This window comes from Streptomyces sp. enrichment culture (assembly GCF_964273255.1).
Taxonomy (GTDB): Bacteria; Actinomycetota; Actinomycetes; order Streptomycetales; family Streptomycetaceae; genus Streptomyces.
In genome coordinates this window covers 6,018,108-6,034,461 of the sequence record NZ_OZ186835.1, presented here as the reverse complement: position 1 = coordinate 6,034,461, position 16,354 = coordinate 6,018,108, and the positions used below count along the sequence as shown (strand labels likewise).

The following is a 16,354-nucleotide window of genomic DNA, read 5'->3' as shown; positions in this document are numbered from 1 at the left end:
GCGACGGGACTCCTGCGGCCGGTTCCGGGCGCGGGAAGGGGGCTCCTCCGGCCCGTGGGACGGGACGGAGGAGCCGAAGAGGGGGTGGGCCGGTCAGGTCCAGCTGGCGTGCAGCGGCTTGCCCTCGGCGTAGCCGGCGGCGCTCTGGACGCCGACGACGGCCCGCTCGGCGAACTCCTCCAGCGAGCCGGCGCCGGCGTAGGTGCAGGAGGAGCGGACGCCCGCGATGATCGAGTCGATGAGGTCCTCGACGCCGGGGCGGTCCGGGTCCAGGAACATCCGGGAGGTGGAGATGCCCTCCTCGAACAGCGCCTTGCGGGCGCGGTCGTAGGCGGACTCCTCCGAGGTGCGGTTGCGCACGGCGCGCGCGGAGGCCATGCCGAAGGACTCCTTGTAGGGGCGGCCGTTCGCGTCGTGCTGGAGGTCGCCGGGGGACTCGTAGGTCCCGGCGAACCAGGAGCCGACCATCACGTTGGACGCGCCGGCCGCGAGGGCCATCGCCACGTCGCGCGGGTGGCGGATGCCGCCGTCGGCCCAGACGTGCTTGCCGTGCCTCGCCGCCTCCGCGGCGCACTCCAGCACGGCGGAGAACTGCGGCCGCCCGACGCCGGTCATCATGCGGGTGGTGCACATGGCGCCGGGGCCGACCCCGACCTTGACGATGTCCGCGCCGGCCTCGATCAGGTCGCGCACGCCGTCCGCGGCGACGACGTTGCCCGCGGCGACGGGGACCTGCGGGTCGAGGTCGCGCACCAGCTTCAGCGCGTTGATCATCGACTCCTGGTGGCCGTGCGCGGTGTCGATGACGAGGGTGTCGACGCCCGCCTCCAGCAGCTGCCGGGCCCTGCCCGCGACGTCGCCGTTGATGCCGACGGCGGCGGCGATGCGCAGCCGTCCCCGGGCGTCGGTGGCCGGCGTGTACAGCGTGGCGCGCAGGGCTCCCTTGCGGGTCAGGATGCCCGCCAGGCGCCCGCCGGAGTCGACGGCCGGGGCGTAGCGGCGGTTGGCGCCGTCGAGGGTGTTGAAGGCCTCGCGGGGGTCCATGGCGGCGTCGATGAGCAGCAGGTCCCGGGACATGACCTCGGCGAGCTGGGTGAAGCGGTCGACGCCGGACAGGTCCTGGTCGGTGACGACGCCGACCGGGCGCCCCTCGTCGTCCACCACGACGCCGGCGTTGTGCGCCCGCTTGGGCAGCAGGGCCAGGGCGTCGGCCACGGTCTGGTGCGGGGCGAGCACGATCGGGGTGTCGAGGACCAGGTGGCGGCTCTTGACCCAGGCCACGACCTCGGTGACGACCTCGATCGGGATGTCCTGCGGGATGACCACCAGGCCGCCGCGGCGGGCCACGGTCTCGGCCATGCGGCGCCCGGCGATGGCGGTCATGTTGGCGACGACGAGCGGGATGGTGGTGCCCGTGCCGTCCGGGGAGCTGAGGTCCACGCCCTGCCGCGAGCCGACCGCGGAGCGGCTCGGCACCATGAAGACGTCGTCGTACGTCAGGTCGTACGGGGGCTGGATGTCGTTGAGGAAACGCACGTGCTGCACATCCCAGTCGATCAGAGGTGGCCCCCGGACAGGTCTGCCAGGGGGAAAGAGCACGTACTTCATTCTCTCACGCCGGGCGCCCGCTCCCACCTGGTCGCATCGTCCAGCCCGCCCGGCACCGCTTTGGAGGAACCGCCGACCGGGCACCGGGCCGCCCGCCCGCGGCGGGTCCGGCCCGGACCCGCCGCTCAGGGATGACGGGGTGTCAGATGCCGTCGGGGTCCGTCCGGTTGAGGGCCGGCTTCGGTGCCGGGCCGGCCGCCAGCAGGTGGTCGGCGGCCGAGGTGTCGGTCACCAGGCTGGTGACGAGGCCGGAGCGCAGCACCGCGTCGATCGCCGGGCCCTTGCGCTGCCCGCCCGCGATGGCGACCACCTCGGGGATGCGGCGGAGCTGGTCGGCCTTGACGGTGATGCACCGCTCCCCCAGGTCGCGCCCGACCCGGCGCCCCGCGGAGTCGAAGAGGTGGGCGGACATCTCGGCGGCGACCCCGAGGGAGGCGTAGTGGGCCCGCTCCTCGTCACTGAGCATGTCGTGCACCGTGGAGATCCCCGGCTCCCAGGAGCCGATGGACACGCACGCCACGGTGACCTTGTCGAAGTACTCGAAGGCCCGCGCGATGCCGGTCTGGTGCCGCAGCGCCTGGGCGGTGGCCGCGTCCGGGAGCAGCATCGGCGCGTAGATGGGGTGGGCGTCCCCGCCCGACACCTGGGCGGCCCGGCGCACGGCCTCCACCGAGCCGCGTTCGGCGGTCCCGGCGTCGTACACGCCCGTCAGCTGCACGACGGTGCACGGGGGCAGCCGGTCCAGGGCCGCGGCCATGTGGATGGTGGACCGGCCCCAGGCCAGGCCCAGCACGTCCCCCTCGTCGACCAGCTCGCCGAGCAGGTCGGCGGCCACCTCTCCCAGGTTCTCGGGGTCGGGCGTCTCCTCGGCGTCGGCCGGGGACTCGACCACCACGGCGTGCCGCAGGCCGTAGCGGGCCCTCAGCGCGTCCGAGCGGTCCGCGTCCAGTTCGGCCGGCACCCGGATCTCGATGCGCACCAGATCCCGTTCGAGGGCGGTCTCCAGGACCCGGGCCACCTTGAAGCGGCTGACGCCGAACTCCTCGGCGATCTGGATCTTGGACTTCCCCTCGAGGTAGAAGCGGCGGGCCATGGCCGCCGCCTGCACCAGCTCAGCGGGTCCCATCCGCATGGCTGACCGGCCCGCCGACATACCCGACACGGCGATCTCCTCACTGCTTGTTCACACTCTGGGTTCGCCGTTCATCCTTGCAGATGCGGCGCTGTCGATCAGCCCTGCCGGGCGCCGTTCACGTTCCGTACGCTCAGTGGTCGCACGCCCAGGACGCCTTGGCCGTGGCGGCCTCCGCCCGGCTGCGCAGGGCGCGGACCGCCTCGGCCGGGTCCTCGGCCCCGTACACGGCGGAGCCGGCCACGAAGACGTCGGCGCCCGCGTCCGCGCACTGCTCGATGGTGGACGCCGAGACCCCGCCGTCGACCTGCAGCCACAGCTCCAGACCGTGCTTGCGGATCAGCTCCCGCGTCCGGCGGATCTTCGGCAGCATGATGTCGAGGAACGCCTGCCCGCCGAAGCCCGGCTCAACCGTCATGATCAGCAGCATGTCGAGCTCGGGGAGCAGGTCCTCGTACGGCTCGACCGGCGTCGCCGGCTTGAGCGCCATCGAGGCCCGGGCGCCCTTGGCCCGGATCTCGCGGGCGAGTCGCACGGGGGCGGCTGCGGCCTCCACGTGGAAGGTGACGGATCCGGCGCCGGCCTCCACGTACTGGGGCGCCCACCGGTCGGGGGCCTCGATCATCAGGTGGCAGTCCAGCGGGGTGTCCGTGGCGCGGGCGAGCGACTCCACGACCGGCACGCCGAGCGTGAGGTTCGGGACGAAGTGGTTGTCCATGACGTCGACGTGGAGCCAGTCGGCTCCCTCGACCGCCCTCGCCTCGTCCGCGAGGCGGGCGAAATCGGCGGACAGGATGCTGGGGTTGATCTGCGCGGCCATGCACCAAGCCTGCCATGCCCGGCGCCGCCGCCCCGCGCCGGTCCAGACCACTGCCGCCGCTTCGTGACCTCCGGCCGCCCGCGGCGGGCCACCACGGGCGGAGCCGGGGGGTCAGCCGGTGCGGCGGATCAGCGCCAGGTACATGGCGTCCGTCCCGTGCAGGTGCGGCCAGAGCTGGACGTCGGGGCCCTCACCCAGGTGGGGCACGTCCGCCAGCAGCGGCCGGGCGTCGATCAGCTCGGTGTCCGGGAACTGCTTGAGCAGGTCGGCCACCACGGCCCGGGTCTCGGCGAGGTGCGGGGAGCAGGTGGCGTAGCCGACCACTCCGCCGACCCGTACGGATTCCAGGGCGCTGCGCAGCAGGCCGCGCTGGAGGGGCGCGAAGCCGTCCAGGTCGTCCGGGCGGCGCCGCCAGCGCGCCTCGGGGCGGCGGCGCAGGGCCCCGAGCCCGGTGCACGGCACGTCGACCAGCACCCGGTCGAAGCTGCCCGGCCGCCACGGCGGGCGGGTGCCGTCGGCGGCGATCACCTGGTACGGGCCGGGGTTCCCGGACAGCGCCCGGGCGACCAGCCCGGCCCGGTGCGGCTGCTTCTCGGAGGCGAGCAGCACGGCACCGCGTTCGGCGGCGAGCGCGCCGAGCAGTGCGGCCTTGCCGCCGGGGCCCGCGCAGCCGTCCAGCCAGAACCGGTCGGGGCCGTCCAGGGGAGCGGCGGCGAGCGCGAGGGCCACCAGCTGGCTGCCCTCGTCCTGCACGCCGGCCCGGCCCTCCGCGACGGCCGGCACGGCGCCGGGTTCGCCGCCCTCGGACAGGCGCACGGCGTACGGGGACCAGCGCCCCGGCACGGCGGCCTGCTCCTCGAGCAGCTCGGCGGGGGTGGCCCGGCCCGGCCGGGCCACCAGGGTCACCTCGGGACGCTCGTTGTCGGCGCGCAGCAGGTCCTCGATGCCGTCCCGGCCGCCGCCGAGGGAGTCCCACAGCGCCGAGACGACCCAGCGCGGGTGCGCGTGGACGACGGCGAGGTGGTCCTCGGGGTCCTCGTCGTAGGGCGGGGCGATCTGCTCCAGCCAGGTGTCGAGGTCCTGCCGGGCGACCTTGCGCAGCACGGCGTTGACGAACGTGGCCCGTCCGTCGCCGAGCACCACACGGGCCAGCTCGACGGAGGCGGACACGGCGGCATGCGCCGGGATCCGGGTGCCGAGCAGCTGGTGGACGCCGAGCGTCAGCACGTCCAGCACCGGCGGGTCGACCTCGCGCAGCGGCCGGTCGACGCAGGCCGCGACGACGGCGTCGTAGGTGCCCTGGCGGCGCAGCGTGCCGTACACCAGCTCGGTGGCGAGCGCCGCGTCCCGGGCGTCCAGTTCGCCCTTCTCGCGCGCCGCGCGCAGCAGCGGCGGCAGCACCAGGTTGGCGTAGGCGTCCCGCTCGTCCACGGCCCGCAGGGCCTCGAAGGCGAGGATGCGGACGGGGTCCTTCTGGGGCCGACGGTACGGCTTGCCGGGCCTGCGGGGCCGACGGGGCTGGTCGCTCACGAAAAGGTGCTCCGGGTGTGGGATGACGTGCGCGTTCCAGCCTACGTCGTCGTGGTCCGCGGCCGGTCCGTGCGGTCAGGCGCCGACGGTCTCCCCCGGCCCGATCCGCACGCCGCGCGCCCAGTCCGCCGCCCGCATCGGCTTCTTGCCCTGGGCCTGCACCCACAGCAGCTCCACGGCGTGCGAACCGGTGCCGACGTGCACGTCGTTCTTGCCCGCGGACAGCTCGCCGGGCGCCAGGCCGGTGCGGCCGGGCGCGGGGGCGACCTGGACCAGCTTCAGCCGCTCGCCCCGGAAGGTGGTCCAGGCGCCGGGGGCGGGCGTGCAGCCGCGCACCACCCGGTCGACGCGCAGCGCCGGGGCGCGCCAGTCGACGCGGGCGTCCTCGACGGTCACCTTGGGGGCGTGGGTGACGCCCTCGGCGGGCTGCGGCACGGCCTGCAGGGTGCCGTCCTCGATGCCGTCCATGGTGGCGGCGAGGAGCCCGGCGCCGGCGAACGCGAGCCGGGTGAGCAGGTCCCCGCTGGTGTCGGTGGGGCGGATCTCCTCGGTGACCGTGCCGTACACCGGCCCGGAGTCGAGGCCCTCCTCGATGAGGAAGGTGGACGCGCCGGTGATCTCGTCCCCCGCCATCAGGGCGTGCTGCACGGGCGCGGCGCCGCGCCAGGCGGGCAGCAGCGAGAAGTGCAGGTTGACCCAGCCCCGGGCGGGGATGTCGAGCGCGACGCGGGGCAGCAGGGCGCCGTAGGCGACGACGGGGCAGCAGTCCGGCGCGATCCGCGCGAGCCGCTCCAGGAACTCCGGGTCCTTCGGCCTGGCGGGCTTCAGCACCTCGATCCCCGCGTCGGCGGCCCGTTCGGCGACGGGTGAGGCGACGAGCCTGCGCCCGCGCCCCGCCGGGGCGTCGGGCCGGGTGACGACGGCGGCCACCTCGTGCCGTCCGGAGGCAAGGAGGGCGTCCAGGGCGGGAACGGCGACCTCGGGGGTGCCGGCGAAGACCAGCTTCATGGGGTGGTTCGGGCCTCTCGGGCGGGGACGGTGCGGGCAGCGCACCAGTCTATGGCGGGCGCGGTCCGCGCCCCTCACCGAGACGGGTGAACCGGACCGGGAGAAACCCCGGCAGACGGGTGCGCCCCACCGTCCCGGCGCCCGGTGGGCGGGACGCCGGCGCGGCGCGAGCGGCGAAAATTTCCTGGGCCGAAGGCCGGGCTCCCCGTGACCCGCGGACCGGACGGGCGTTGGTCAAGAAAGAGTTGACCACACCGGGCCCGAGGCGGGCCCCTCCCTTTCAACGCCGGTTCGAGAGGCTTGTTCATGGCCGACCACGCAACCCACGACGCCCAGGCTCGGGCCAGCCTGCACTTGCTGGTGCGGGACATCGAGCGGGTCCGCCGGCAGGTGGACGCACTGCGCACCCTCACCGCCCAGCTGGGCAACGTCTACCGCCCGCGCCGCCCCGGCCCCTCCACGGGCTTCGTCGTCTACGGACGCGCGCCCGCCCCCACGGTCCGGCTCGCCCAGGAACTGCGGGACAGCGTCGAGACGCTGGTGACGGCGGCCGTGGACTTCGACCGCTCCCTGGGCTTCTCGTGGGACGCGGTCGGCTCCGCCCTCGGCGTCACCAAGCAGGCGGTGCACCGCCGTTACGGCGCCCGCAGGCCCCCGGCACAACCCCCGGCCGCGGAACCCGCCGAGCGCGGCGCGGAGCCGTCCGGCACCCGCACGGTCAACGTGGGCGCCGCGGTCCCGTCCGTGCCCGCCGCGCGCTCCATGCCGACCCAGCCCACGGCAGGCAGCCCGTCACTGCGCGACGAGCCCCGCCCGACCGCCTTCCCCGGCCCCCGCAACGGCTGACGCCGCCTCCGGACACACCGCCCTCCCGCCCCAACGCCGGGAGGGCGGCGGCGTGTTCCGGGGTTCCCCGCCCGCCGGGGCGGAGGGCCACGGGCTTGGGCGCGCCTGCCTCACGTCCGACGCCGGGCGCGGGCCGTGGCGCGGGGTGCAGCGGGAGTGCAGCCTGCGTGCAGCGGTCCCGGAGCCCGGGATCACGCGCGCCGGCGTACGTGCCCCGCTCGCGCCCGCTCCCGGCTCCGGGTGACGCCCCGGGCTCCGGGCCCGGGCCGCCATGGCGGCTGCCGCGGTCACCCGTCGCCGCCTCGGCACCGCGGGCCGACGCGCCCGGCGTTCGGCGTTCGTCCGGTGTGCCGGAGCCGGCCTCGCGCCTTCGGTCGCGTCTTCGGTCGCGTCTTCGTTCTTCGTTCGCGCCGGCGTCCGCGTGCTCCCCTCGCACGGCTTCGGTTTCGTTCTCGTCCCCGTCGTCGTCCGGATCTCCCTCGCCGTCTTCGCCCGCGGATCCTCACGGCCGGTCGTGGCGCACCTGTGCAGGCCCACCCGGCGGGCCCGTGGTCCTGCCGACCGGGACGACGAAGCCGGAGAGCGACACAGCGAGAAGGCGACAAGGCGACCGCGACTTCACCGGGGCCGGAGGCACCGGCCGTGCACCGGCTCCCCCGGCTTCCCCCATGGCCAGGGCGCTTCCAGGGGCACCCCGGCTTGCGCCGGAACGCCCCGGACGCCCCGGACACCCCGGGAAACGCCCTCCGGGAACGGGCCCGCCAGTCGCCCCGCCGCTCGTCGGCCCGAGGCGGGCCGGTGGTCGGCCATTGGCCGGCCGTCCACCGCGGCCCTCAGCCGATGTCCGGCGGATCGATGCGGACCCAGACGGGGTCACCGCCCGCCCGGGCCGTGCGGGCGGCCTGGGCGGTCTTCAGGGCGCGGGCCAGGACGGCGCCGCGGCCCGGGGGGACGCGGATCAGGGCCCGTTCCCAGTGCTCGCCGGGCGGTGGGGCCCCGGGGCGGCGGGGGCGCCCGGGCGGGGTGACGGGGAGCGGGACCGGGCCGAGGACCTCGGCCTCGGCGGGGAGCTCGACGGCGGCCAGGAAGGCCGCCACCGCCTCGGGAGGACCCGCGACCGCCGCCATCCGGGAGACCGGCGGGAAGCCCAGCTCGGCGCGCTCGGCCAGTTCCCGCAGGGCGTGCCCCACCGGGTCCCAGCGCACCAGGGCCTGCACCGGCCGCAGCGTCGGCTCGGCGACCACCACCACCGTGCCGCCCGCCGACTGCGGCCGGACCAGGGCGGCGGCACCGATCCAGCGCCGCAGGGCGTCCTCCCCGGCCCGCAGATCGGGCCGGTTCAGCATGGCCCAGCCGTCGAGCAGCAGCGCCGCCGCGTACCCGCCCTCGGCCACCGGTTCGGCGCCCGGGGTGCTCACCACCAGCGCGGGCGCCCCCGGCACCGTGTCGAGCACGTGTTCGCGCCCCGAGGTGCGCACCGGGACGGCGGGGAAGGCCCGGCCCAGCTCCTCGGCGGTGCGCCGCGCCCCGACCACCTGGGCGCGCAGGCGGAAGCCGCCGCACTCCGGGCAGTGCCAGCCGCCCTCCTCGCGCCCGCACCAGCCGCAGCGCAGGTCACCCGCGCCGGGTGCCTCGAGCGGCCCGGAGCAGTGGCGGCAGCGCGCGGGCTCCCGGCAGCGGGCGCAGGCCATCCGCGGCACGTAACCGCGCCGGGGCACCTGCACCAGCACCGGTCCGTGCCGCAGGCCGTCGCGCACCGCCTGCCAGGCGAGCGTCGGCAGCCGGGCGGCGCGGGCGGCCTCGTCCCGCGCGAGGTCGGTGTCGCCGACGGTCCGCACCAGCGGGGCCGCCTCGCGGGCCCGGTCCCGTCCGGCGACGAGGGGCCCGGCCCAGCCCGTCTCGACCAGCTGGGCGGCCTCCACGGTGCAGCCGAGGCCGCCCAGCAGGAAGCCGCAGCCGTCCTGGGCGGCGCGCAGCAGCAGGACCTCCCGGGCGTGCGGCTGCGGGGCGTGCGGCTCGCTGTGGCTGTCGTCGCCGTCGTCCCACAGGGCGACCAGCCCCAGGTCGGCCACGGGCGCGAACATCGCGGCCCGGGTCCCGATGACGGCCCGTACCGCCCCGCGGCGGACCGCGAGCCAGCGGGCGTACCGCTTCTCGGGCCCGGCGTCGGCGGTGAGCACCGCGTGCCGTCCCTCGCCGAGCAGGGCGGTGAGCGCGGCGTCGAGGCGGGCGACGCTCCGGCCGTCCGGCAGGACGACGAGGGCGCCGCGTCCGGAGGCGAGGGTGGCGGCGACGGCCCGGGCGAGCTCGTCGCTCCACTGCGGGCCCGGCAGGGCGTTCCACACGGCCCGTGGCGCCCCGCCGCCCGCCAGGGCCCGCAGGAACCCGGGCCCCTGCTCGTAGCGCGCCCAGGAGCCCGGCCCGGGCGCTTCGGGTGGTGGCAGCGGGTCGGGCGAGGGACGCTTCTCGGCGCGGGCGTTGCGCGGGGGCACCGCGAGCTGGAGGACGTCGGCGACGCTGCCCGCGTAGCGGTCGGCGACGGCGCGGGCGAGGCCGAGCAGTTCCTCGCTGAGGACCGGCTCGGGGGAGACGACCTGGGCGAGCGCCGCGAGGGGCCCGGAGTAGTCGGAGTCGGCGCGCCGCTCGACGAGGAAGCCGTCGATCAGTCCGCCGCCCTCGCGCCGCCCGTCGCGGACCCGGTGCCGTCCGGCGCCGAAGCGCACGCGGACGCGGACGCCCGGCTGCGCGTCGGCGTCCAGCTCCTCGGGCACGGCGTAGTCGAAGTAGCGGTCGAGGTGCAGGACGCCCTTGTCGACGAGGACCCGGGCGACCGGCAGCGACCCGGCGAGCGCGGCGCCCCGCCAGGTCCGGGGCTTGGCGCGGGGCACGCGGGCCGTGCGCACGGTCTCCCGGATGAGCGCGAGCTGTTCCGGCGGTGCGTCCCGCGCATCGCCGTCCGGCCGGTCGTTCTCGCTGCTCACGCCTGCATTCTTACCAAACGGCACCGACATTGATGCTGATACTCAGGTTCCGGCGGTCCCGAGGCCGTCCCGCCCGATTCGCCCGGCCGGCACCGCCGGGCCGACGCGCCGGGGCCCGGCACCCCGGCGGTGGGATGCCGGGCCCCGGCGGACGCGGCGGACGGGCGAGGGGTTACAGCCCCGCGGCCTTGCGCAGCGCGTCGACGCGGTCGGTGCGCTCCCAGGTGAAGTCGGGCAGCTCACGGCCGAAGTGGCCGTAGGCGGCGGTCTGGGAGTAGATCGGGCGGAGCAGGTTCAGGTCGCGGATGATCGCGGCCGGGCGCAGGTCGAAGACCTCGTCGATGGCCCGCTCGATCCGGTCGGTGTCGACCTTGGCGGTGCCGAAGGTCTCCACGAACAGGCCGACCGGCTCCGCCTTGCCGATGGCGTACGCCACCTGGACCTCGCAGCGCGAGGCCAGTCCGGCCGCCACCACGTTCTTGGCGACCCAGCGCATCGCGTACGCGGCCGAGCGGTCCACCTTGGACGGGTCCTTGCCGGAGAAGGCGCCGCCGCCGTGGCGGGCCATGCCGCCGTAGGTGTCGATGATGATCTTGCGGCCGGTGAGGCCGGCGTCGCCCATCGGGCCGCCGATCTCGAAGCGGCCGGTGGGGTTGACCAGCAGCCGGTAGTTCTCCGTGTCCAGCTTGATGCCCTCGTCGAGCAGCGCCTTCAGCTCCGGCTCCACCACGAACTCGCGGATGTCGGGGGCCAGCAGCGACTCCAGGTCGATGTCGCTGGCGTGCTGGGAGGAGACCACGACGGTGTCCAGCCGGACGGCCTTGTCGCCGTCGTACTCGATGGTGACCTGGGTCTTGCCGTCGGGGCGGAGGTAGGGGATCGTGCCGTTCTTGCGCACGTCGGACAGACGCTTGGCCAGGCGGTGCGCGAGGAAGACGGGCAGCGGCATCAGTGTCGGCGTCTCGTCCGTCGCGTAGCCGAACATCAGGCCCTGGTCGCCGGCGCCCTGCCGGTCCAGTTCGTCGTCGTCGCCCTCGACGCGGGTCTCGTAGGCCGTGTCGACGCCCTGCGCGATGTCCGGGGACTGCGCGCCGATGGACACCGAGACGCCGCAGGAGGCGCCGTCGAAGCCCTTCTTGGACGAGTCGTAGCCGATCTCGAGGATCTTGTTGCGGACCAGCGTCGCGATGTCCGCGTACGTCTTGGTCGTGACCTCGCCGGCGACGTGCACCAGTCCGGTCGTGATCAGGGTCTCGACGGCGACGCGGGAGGTGGGGTCCTCGCGCAGGAGGGCGTCGAGGATGGTGTCGCTGATCTGGTCAGCGATCTTGTCGGGGTGACCCTCGGTCACGGACTCCGAGGTGAACAGACGACGGGACACGATGCTCCCTGGGGTTGCAGCGGCTGCTGGCTGATCATGGGCGGACGGCGGGGGCTGCACCCGGCGCCGTCCGTCGGACAGTTTATCGGTCGCACTCGGCCACGGGTCATCCCGTCTCGCCTCTCGGGAGTGCTGTGACCTGCGGCACGGGCATTCTGCCCGCAGCCGGGGGTCATTGACCAGAGGCGCCACGCCCGCGCACGGGGCCTTTCGGGGGAGCCCCGGGCGCCGGGGCGCCCTCACGCCAGGCGGCGGGCCACGAGGTCCCACACGGTGTCGGCCAGGGCCTCCTTGGGCCCGTGCGGGACGGGTGTCTCGCTGCCGTCGGCGCCCAGCACCACGGCCTCGTTCTCCTCCGACCCGAAGGTGCGGCGCTCGCCCACCTCGTTGACCACGAGCAGGTCGCAGCCCTTGCGCTTGAGCTTGGCGCGGCCGTTGGCGAGGACGTCGTCGGTCTCGGCGGCGAAGCCGACGACCACCTGGCCGGGGCGGGCCCGGTCGGCGGCGATCTCGGCCAGCACGTCGGGGTTGCGGACCAGGGCGACCGGCTCGGGCTCCCGGCCGTCCTGCTTCTTGATCTTCCCGGCGGCGTAGGCGGCCGGGCGGAAGTCGGCGACCGCCGCCGCCATCACCACGGCGTCGGCGTCCGCGGCCGCCCGGAGCACCGCCTCGCGCAGTTCCAGGGCCGTACCGACGGGGACGACGTCCACCCCGGCCGGGTCCGGCAGGGCGGCGTTGGCGGCGACCAGGGTGACCCGGGCGCCCCGCGCGGCGGCGGTGCGGGCGAGGGCGTAGCCCTGCTTGCCGGAGGAGCGGTTGCCGAGGAAGCGGACGGGGTCCAGCGGCTCGCGGGTGCCGCCGGCGCTGACGACGACGTGCCGCCCGGCGAGGTCGGGGCCGGCGGTGCCGCGGGCGAGGACCCGGCGGCAGACCTCGAAGATCTCCGCGGGGTCGGGCAGCCGGCCCTTGCCGGTGTCGACGCCGGTGAGGCGGCCGACGGCCGGTTCGACGACCACGGCGCCGCGCGCGCGGAGGGTCGCCACGTTGTCCTGGGTGGCCGGGTGCTCCCACATCTCGGTGTGCATGGCGGGGGCGAAGACCACCGGGCAGCGGGCGGTGAGCAGGGTGTTGGTGAGCAGGTCGTCGGCCAGGCCGTGGGCGGCCCGGGCGAGCGTGTCGGCGGTGGCCGGGGCGACGACCACGAGGTCGGCCTGCTGGCCGATGCGGACGTGCGGCACCTCGTGCACGTCGTCCCACACCTCGGTGGACACCGGGTTCCCGGACAGCGCGGACCAGGTGGCGGCGCCGACGAAGTGCAGCGCGGAGGCGGTGGGCACGACCCGGACGTCGTGCCCGGACTCGGTCAGCCTCCTCAGCAGCTCGCACGCCTTGTAGGCGGCGATGCCGCCGCTGACGCCCAGGACGACCTTCGGCTTGTCCACCGTCACTCCCCGATCCGGAAAACGTACGACCCCATGACACACCACAGACCCGGCAGGCACCCTGCCGGGTCTGTGGTGATGTCAGCTGAACGCTGCAACGCCCGCTTACTGACCGGGGCCCTCGACGGCCTCGGAGGTCAGCAGTCCCGCGTTGATCTCGCGCAGCGCGATCGAGAGCGGCTTCTCGTGGACGTGGGTGTCCACGAGGGGACCGACGTACTCGAGGAGACCCTCACCGAGCTGCGAGTAGTACGCGTTGATCTGGCGGGCCCGCTTGGCCGCGTAGATCACGAGGCTGTACTTCGAGTCCGTGGCCTCGAGGAGCTCGTCGATCGGCGGGTTGATGATGCCCTCGGGCGCGGAGATGGAAGAGGACACGCTCTACCTTCCGATGGATGGGAAAGATGCTGTGCGGATGATCACTGCACGATCGCTCAGGATCACTCGACGTTCATCAAGGCTAGCAGCTCGCGGGCCACGTCCTCGACGGAGGTGTTGACCAGGGTCGCGTCGAACTCCGGTTCCGCCGCCAGTTCGGTCTTCGCGGCCAGCAGACGGCGCTCGATGACCTCGGGCGACTCGGTGCCCCGGCCGGTGAGTCTGCGCACCAGCTCCTCCCAGGAGGGCGGGGCCAGGAACACCAGCTGGGCCTCGCGCATCGTCTCGCGGACCTGCCGGGCCCCCTGGAGGTCGATCTCCAGCAGGACGGGCACGCCCGCCTCCAGGCGCTCCAGCACGGCCGCGCGGGGCGTGCCGTAGCGGTTGCCGGCGAACTCGGCCCACTCCAGCAGCTCGCCGTTGGCGATCAGCTTGTCCATCTCCTCGTCGCTGACGAAGTAGTACTGGACGCCGTGCTGCTCGCCGGGGCGGGGCGTGCGGGTGGTCGCCGACACCGAGAGCCAGACCTCGGGGTGTTCCTTGCGCATATGGGCGACGACCGTGCTCTTGCCGACCCCGGAGGGGCCGGAGAGCACGGTCAGCCGCGGACCTGCGTCCGGGGGTTCGGGGGTCGTCCCCCGGGGTGTTGCTGCCATACGGCGATTATTCCAGCTGTCCCTCAGTGCCCGGGACTCAGGAGCCGGTGCTCCCGAACTCGCGCTCCAGGGACGCGATCTGGTTGGACCCGAGACCCCGCACGCGGCGGCTTTCGGAGATGCCCAGACGCTCCATGATCTGCTTGGCACGGACTTTGCCGACGCCGGGCAGGGACTCGAGCAGGGCGGAGACCTTCATCTTGCCGATGACGTCGTTCTCCTGGCCCTGCTTGATGACCTCGTGGAGGGAGGCGCCGGAGTGCTTGAGTCGATTCTTGACCTCGGCCCGCTCCCGGCGAGCCGCGGCGGCCTTTTCGAGCGCGGCTGCGCGCTGTTCAGGGGTAAGGGGCGGAAGAGCCACGCCTACGTCACCTCGGATGTCGAACTGTCGGATACGGACCGGTGAGGAACCTAGTCGCCCCACACCTGGGGAGCCACGAGCAACACGCTTGCCCGTTCACTCTGCGTCGGAGACTAGCGGCCAACTCGGCCAGAGTCAGCGAGAACAGCGGAAAAGTCCAGGTCAGCTCTCATGAGAGCCGACAATCGGGACAAATCGCACCGGATTTGTGGGTGTCTCCAGGTCACCGGCTCCCACGGAACCCCTCGTCGGGAGCTCACGCGGACGCGACGGCGGTCCTGATCTCCTCCGCGAAACGGTCGGTGGCGTCACGCAGCGCGACGACGTCGGCACCGTGACGCAGCACGCCCCGGCTGACGTTCGGCACGACGTTGCGCACCGCGCTCCCGAACACCGCCGGCAGGTCGGCCGCCGTGGCGCCCTGCGCGCCGATGCCGGGGGCCAGCAGGGGGCCGTTGACGTCCAGGTCGTAGGCCGCGAGGTCGCCGAGGGTGGCGCCGACCACCGCGCCGAAGGAACCCAGCGGCTCCTCCCCCGCGTTCTCGGCGGCGAGGTGCCCGAGCACGGTGGCCGCGACGGTCCGGCCGTCGGCGCGCACCGCGTGCTGCACCTCGTGGCCCTCCGGGTTGGAGGTGAGCGCCAGCACGAACAGGCCGGTGCCGCTCTCCCGGGCCAGCGCGACCGCCGGGGCGAGCGAGCCGTAGCCCAGGTACGGGGAGACGGTGAGGGCGTCGGAGAACAGCGGGGCGTCCTCGGCCAGGAACGACTCGGCGTAGGCGGCCATGGTGGATCCGATGTCGCCGCGCTTGGCGTCCATGACGACCAGGGCACCGGCCTCCCGGGCCTCGCGCACCGTCCGTTCCAGCACGGCCACGCCCCGGGAGCCGAACCGCTCGAAGAACGCGCTCTGCGGCTTCAGCACGGCCACCCGGTCCGCGACCGCCTCGACGACGGTGCGGCTGAACCGCTCCAGGCCGGCGACGCTGTCGTCCAGGCCCCACTGGGCGAGCAGGGAAGCGTGCGGGTCGATGCCGACGCACAGCGGGCCTCGTTCGTCCATCGCCCGGCGCAGCCGCAGGCCGAAGGGGTCGAGTCCGCTCATGCCGTGCTCCTCACGTCGGCGCCCACCGCGTCGGCGAGCGTGTCGTACGGGCTGGTGCGCAGCCGGGCGGCCAGCCCCCTGGTCAGGCCGCGGCACCAGAACGGGCCCCGGTAGACGAGCGCGCTGTAGCCCTGGACCAGCGTGGCGCCGGCCAGGATGCGCTGCCAGGCGTCCTCGGCGGTCTCGATGCCGCCGACGCCCACCAGGGTGATGCGGTCGCCCACGCGCGCGTACAGCCGTCGCAGCACCTGGAGGGAGCGTTCCTTGAGCGGGGCGCCGGACAGGCCGCCGGTCTCCTGCACGAGCGTCTCGTCGGAGCGCAGGCCGAGGCCGTCGCGGGCGATGGTGGTGTTGGTGGCGATGATCCCGTCCAGGCCGAGTTCCACGGCGAGATCGGCCACGGCATCGATGTCCTCGTCGGCGAGGTCCGGCGCGATCTTGACCAGCAGCGGAACCCGGCGGGCCGGGACCGCCCGGTCGGCGGCCTCGCGGACGGCGGTCAGCAGCGGGCGCAGGTGGTCCACGGCCTGGAGGTCGCGCAGGCCGGGCGTGTTCGGCGAGGAGACGTTGACCACGAGGTAGTCGGCGTGCGGCGCCAGACGCTCCGCCGACGTCACGTAGTCGGCGACCGCCTCCGCCTCGGGGACCACCTTCGTCTTGCCGATGTTGACCCCGACGACCGTGCGGAAGACGGGCGTGCGGGAGGCGAGGCGGGCGGCGACGGCCAGCGAGCCCTCGTTGTTGAAGCCCATGCGGTTGATCAGGGCCCGGTCCGGCACCAGCCGGAACAGCCGCTGCCGGGGGTTGCCGGACTGCGGCTGCCCGGTCACCGTGCCGATCTCGACGTGGTCGAAGCCGAGCATGGCCATGCCGTCGATGCCGACGGCGTTCTTGTCGAACCCGGCCGCGAGCCCCAGGGGGCTGTGCAGGCGCAGCCCGAGAGCCTCGGTGCGCAGTTCCCGGCGGCGGGGGGCGAGCACGGCGGCGACGAAGGTGCGCAGCACCGGCACGCCCGCCACCCTGCGGATCCAGCGGAAGGCGAGGTGGTGCGCCCGCTCCGGGTCCATCCGCTGGAAGAACAGGCGGAAGAAGAGGTCGTACATCGTCGA

At 74.7% G+C, this 16,354-nt stretch carries 14 protein-coding genes; 1 reads left to right on the top strand and 13 read right to left on the bottom strand.

Annotation, left to right across the window (positions count from 1 at the left end; all coding sequences use genetic code 11):
• Positions 1 to 93: 93 nt before the first annotated feature.
• The 5 genes from ACSU53_RS26340 to fmt form a co-directional block, all read right to left on the bottom strand.
• Entirely contained in the window at positions 94 to 1,536 is a 1,443-nt protein-coding gene (locus ACSU53_RS26340) for a GuaB1 family IMP dehydrogenase-related protein (protein WP_437033418.1), read from the bottom strand.
• 214 nt (positions 1,537 to 1,750) lie between these two features.
• A complete protein-coding gene (locus tag ACSU53_RS26335; RefSeq protein WP_437033416.1) occupies positions 1,751 to 2,740 on the bottom strand; it encodes a sugar-binding transcriptional regulator in 990 nt (329 codons plus the stop codon).
• Positions 2,741 to 2,873: 133 nt separating this feature from the next.
• The gene (gene rpe / locus ACSU53_RS26330; protein WP_437031624.1) at positions 2,874 to 3,560 is read right to left on the bottom strand and encodes a ribulose-phosphate 3-epimerase; all 687 of its coding nucleotides are present in this window, start codon (positions 3,558 to 3,560) and stop codon (positions 2,874 to 2,876) included.
• 111 nt (positions 3,561 to 3,671) lie between these two features.
• Positions 3,672 to 5,090: an RsmB/NOP family class I SAM-dependent RNA methyltransferase gene (locus ACSU53_RS26325; RefSeq protein WP_437031622.1), complete on the bottom strand. Its 1,419-nt coding sequence runs from the start codon at positions 5,088 to 5,090 to the stop codon at positions 3,672 to 3,674.
• Positions 5,091 to 5,165: 75 nt separating this feature from the next.
• Positions 5,166 to 6,098, bottom strand: coding sequence for a methionyl-tRNA formyltransferase (gene fmt / locus ACSU53_RS26320; RefSeq protein WP_437031620.1), 933 nt, complete (start codon positions 6,096 to 6,098; stop codon positions 5,166 to 5,168).
• A 306-nt stretch (positions 6,099 to 6,404) separates the two neighbouring features.
• Here fmt and ACSU53_RS26315 point away from each other — a divergent pair, with 306 nt between their 5' ends.
• Positions 6,405 to 6,944, top strand: coding sequence for a hypothetical protein (locus ACSU53_RS26315; RefSeq protein ID WP_437031618.1), 540 nt, complete (start codon positions 6,405 to 6,407; stop codon positions 6,942 to 6,944).
• Between the two features lie 833 nt (positions 6,945 to 7,777).
• Here ACSU53_RS26315 and ACSU53_RS26310 read toward each other — a convergent pair.
• The 8 genes from ACSU53_RS26310 to ACSU53_RS26275 all read right to left on the bottom strand — a co-directional run bounded on the left by ACSU53_RS26310 (position 7,778) and on the right by ACSU53_RS26275 (position 16,348).
• A complete protein-coding gene (locus tag ACSU53_RS26310; protein WP_437031616.1) occupies positions 7,778 to 9,925 on the bottom strand; it encodes a primosomal protein N' in 2,148 nt (715 codons plus the stop codon).
• 172 nt (positions 9,926 to 10,097) lie between these two features.
• Complete coding sequence (metK, locus tag ACSU53_RS26305; RefSeq protein ID WP_437031614.1) at positions 10,098 to 11,306, bottom strand: methionine adenosyltransferase; 1,209 nt, start codon at positions 11,304 to 11,306, stop codon at positions 10,098 to 10,100.
• A 239-nt stretch (positions 11,307 to 11,545) separates the two neighbouring features.
• A complete protein-coding gene (coaBC, locus tag ACSU53_RS26300; RefSeq protein WP_437031612.1) occupies positions 11,546 to 12,748 on the bottom strand; it encodes a bifunctional phosphopantothenoylcysteine decarboxylase/phosphopantothenate--cysteine ligase CoaBC in 1,203 nt (400 codons plus the stop codon).
• A 105-nt stretch (positions 12,749 to 12,853) separates the two neighbouring features.
• A complete protein-coding gene (rpoZ, locus tag ACSU53_RS26295) occupies positions 12,854 to 13,126 on the bottom strand; it encodes a DNA-directed RNA polymerase subunit omega (RefSeq protein ID WP_004933985.1) in 273 nt (90 codons plus the stop codon).
• Positions 13,127 to 13,188: 62 nt separating this feature from the next.
• Positions 13,189 to 13,782: a guanylate kinase gene (gene gmk / locus ACSU53_RS26290; RefSeq protein WP_437031610.1), complete on the bottom strand. Its 594-nt coding sequence runs from the start codon at positions 13,780 to 13,782 to the stop codon at positions 13,189 to 13,191.
• A 37-nt stretch (positions 13,783 to 13,819) separates the two neighbouring features.
• Positions 13,820 to 14,143, bottom strand: a complete 324-nt coding sequence (locus ACSU53_RS26285) for an integration host factor (protein ID WP_003977346.1) — start codon at positions 14,141 to 14,143, stop codon at positions 13,820 to 13,822.
• Positions 14,144 to 14,399: 256 nt separating this feature from the next.
• A complete protein-coding gene (gene pyrF / locus ACSU53_RS26280; protein WP_437031608.1) occupies positions 14,400 to 15,245 on the bottom strand; it encodes an orotidine-5'-phosphate decarboxylase in 846 nt (281 codons plus the stop codon).
• Positions 15,242 to 16,348, bottom strand: a complete 1,107-nt coding sequence (locus ACSU53_RS26275) for a quinone-dependent dihydroorotate dehydrogenase (protein ID WP_437031606.1) — start codon at positions 16,346 to 16,348, stop codon at positions 15,242 to 15,244. Before ACSU53_RS26275 ends, pyrF begins: the two co-directional genes overlap by 4 nt.
• Positions 16,349 to 16,354 lie beyond the last annotated feature (6 nt).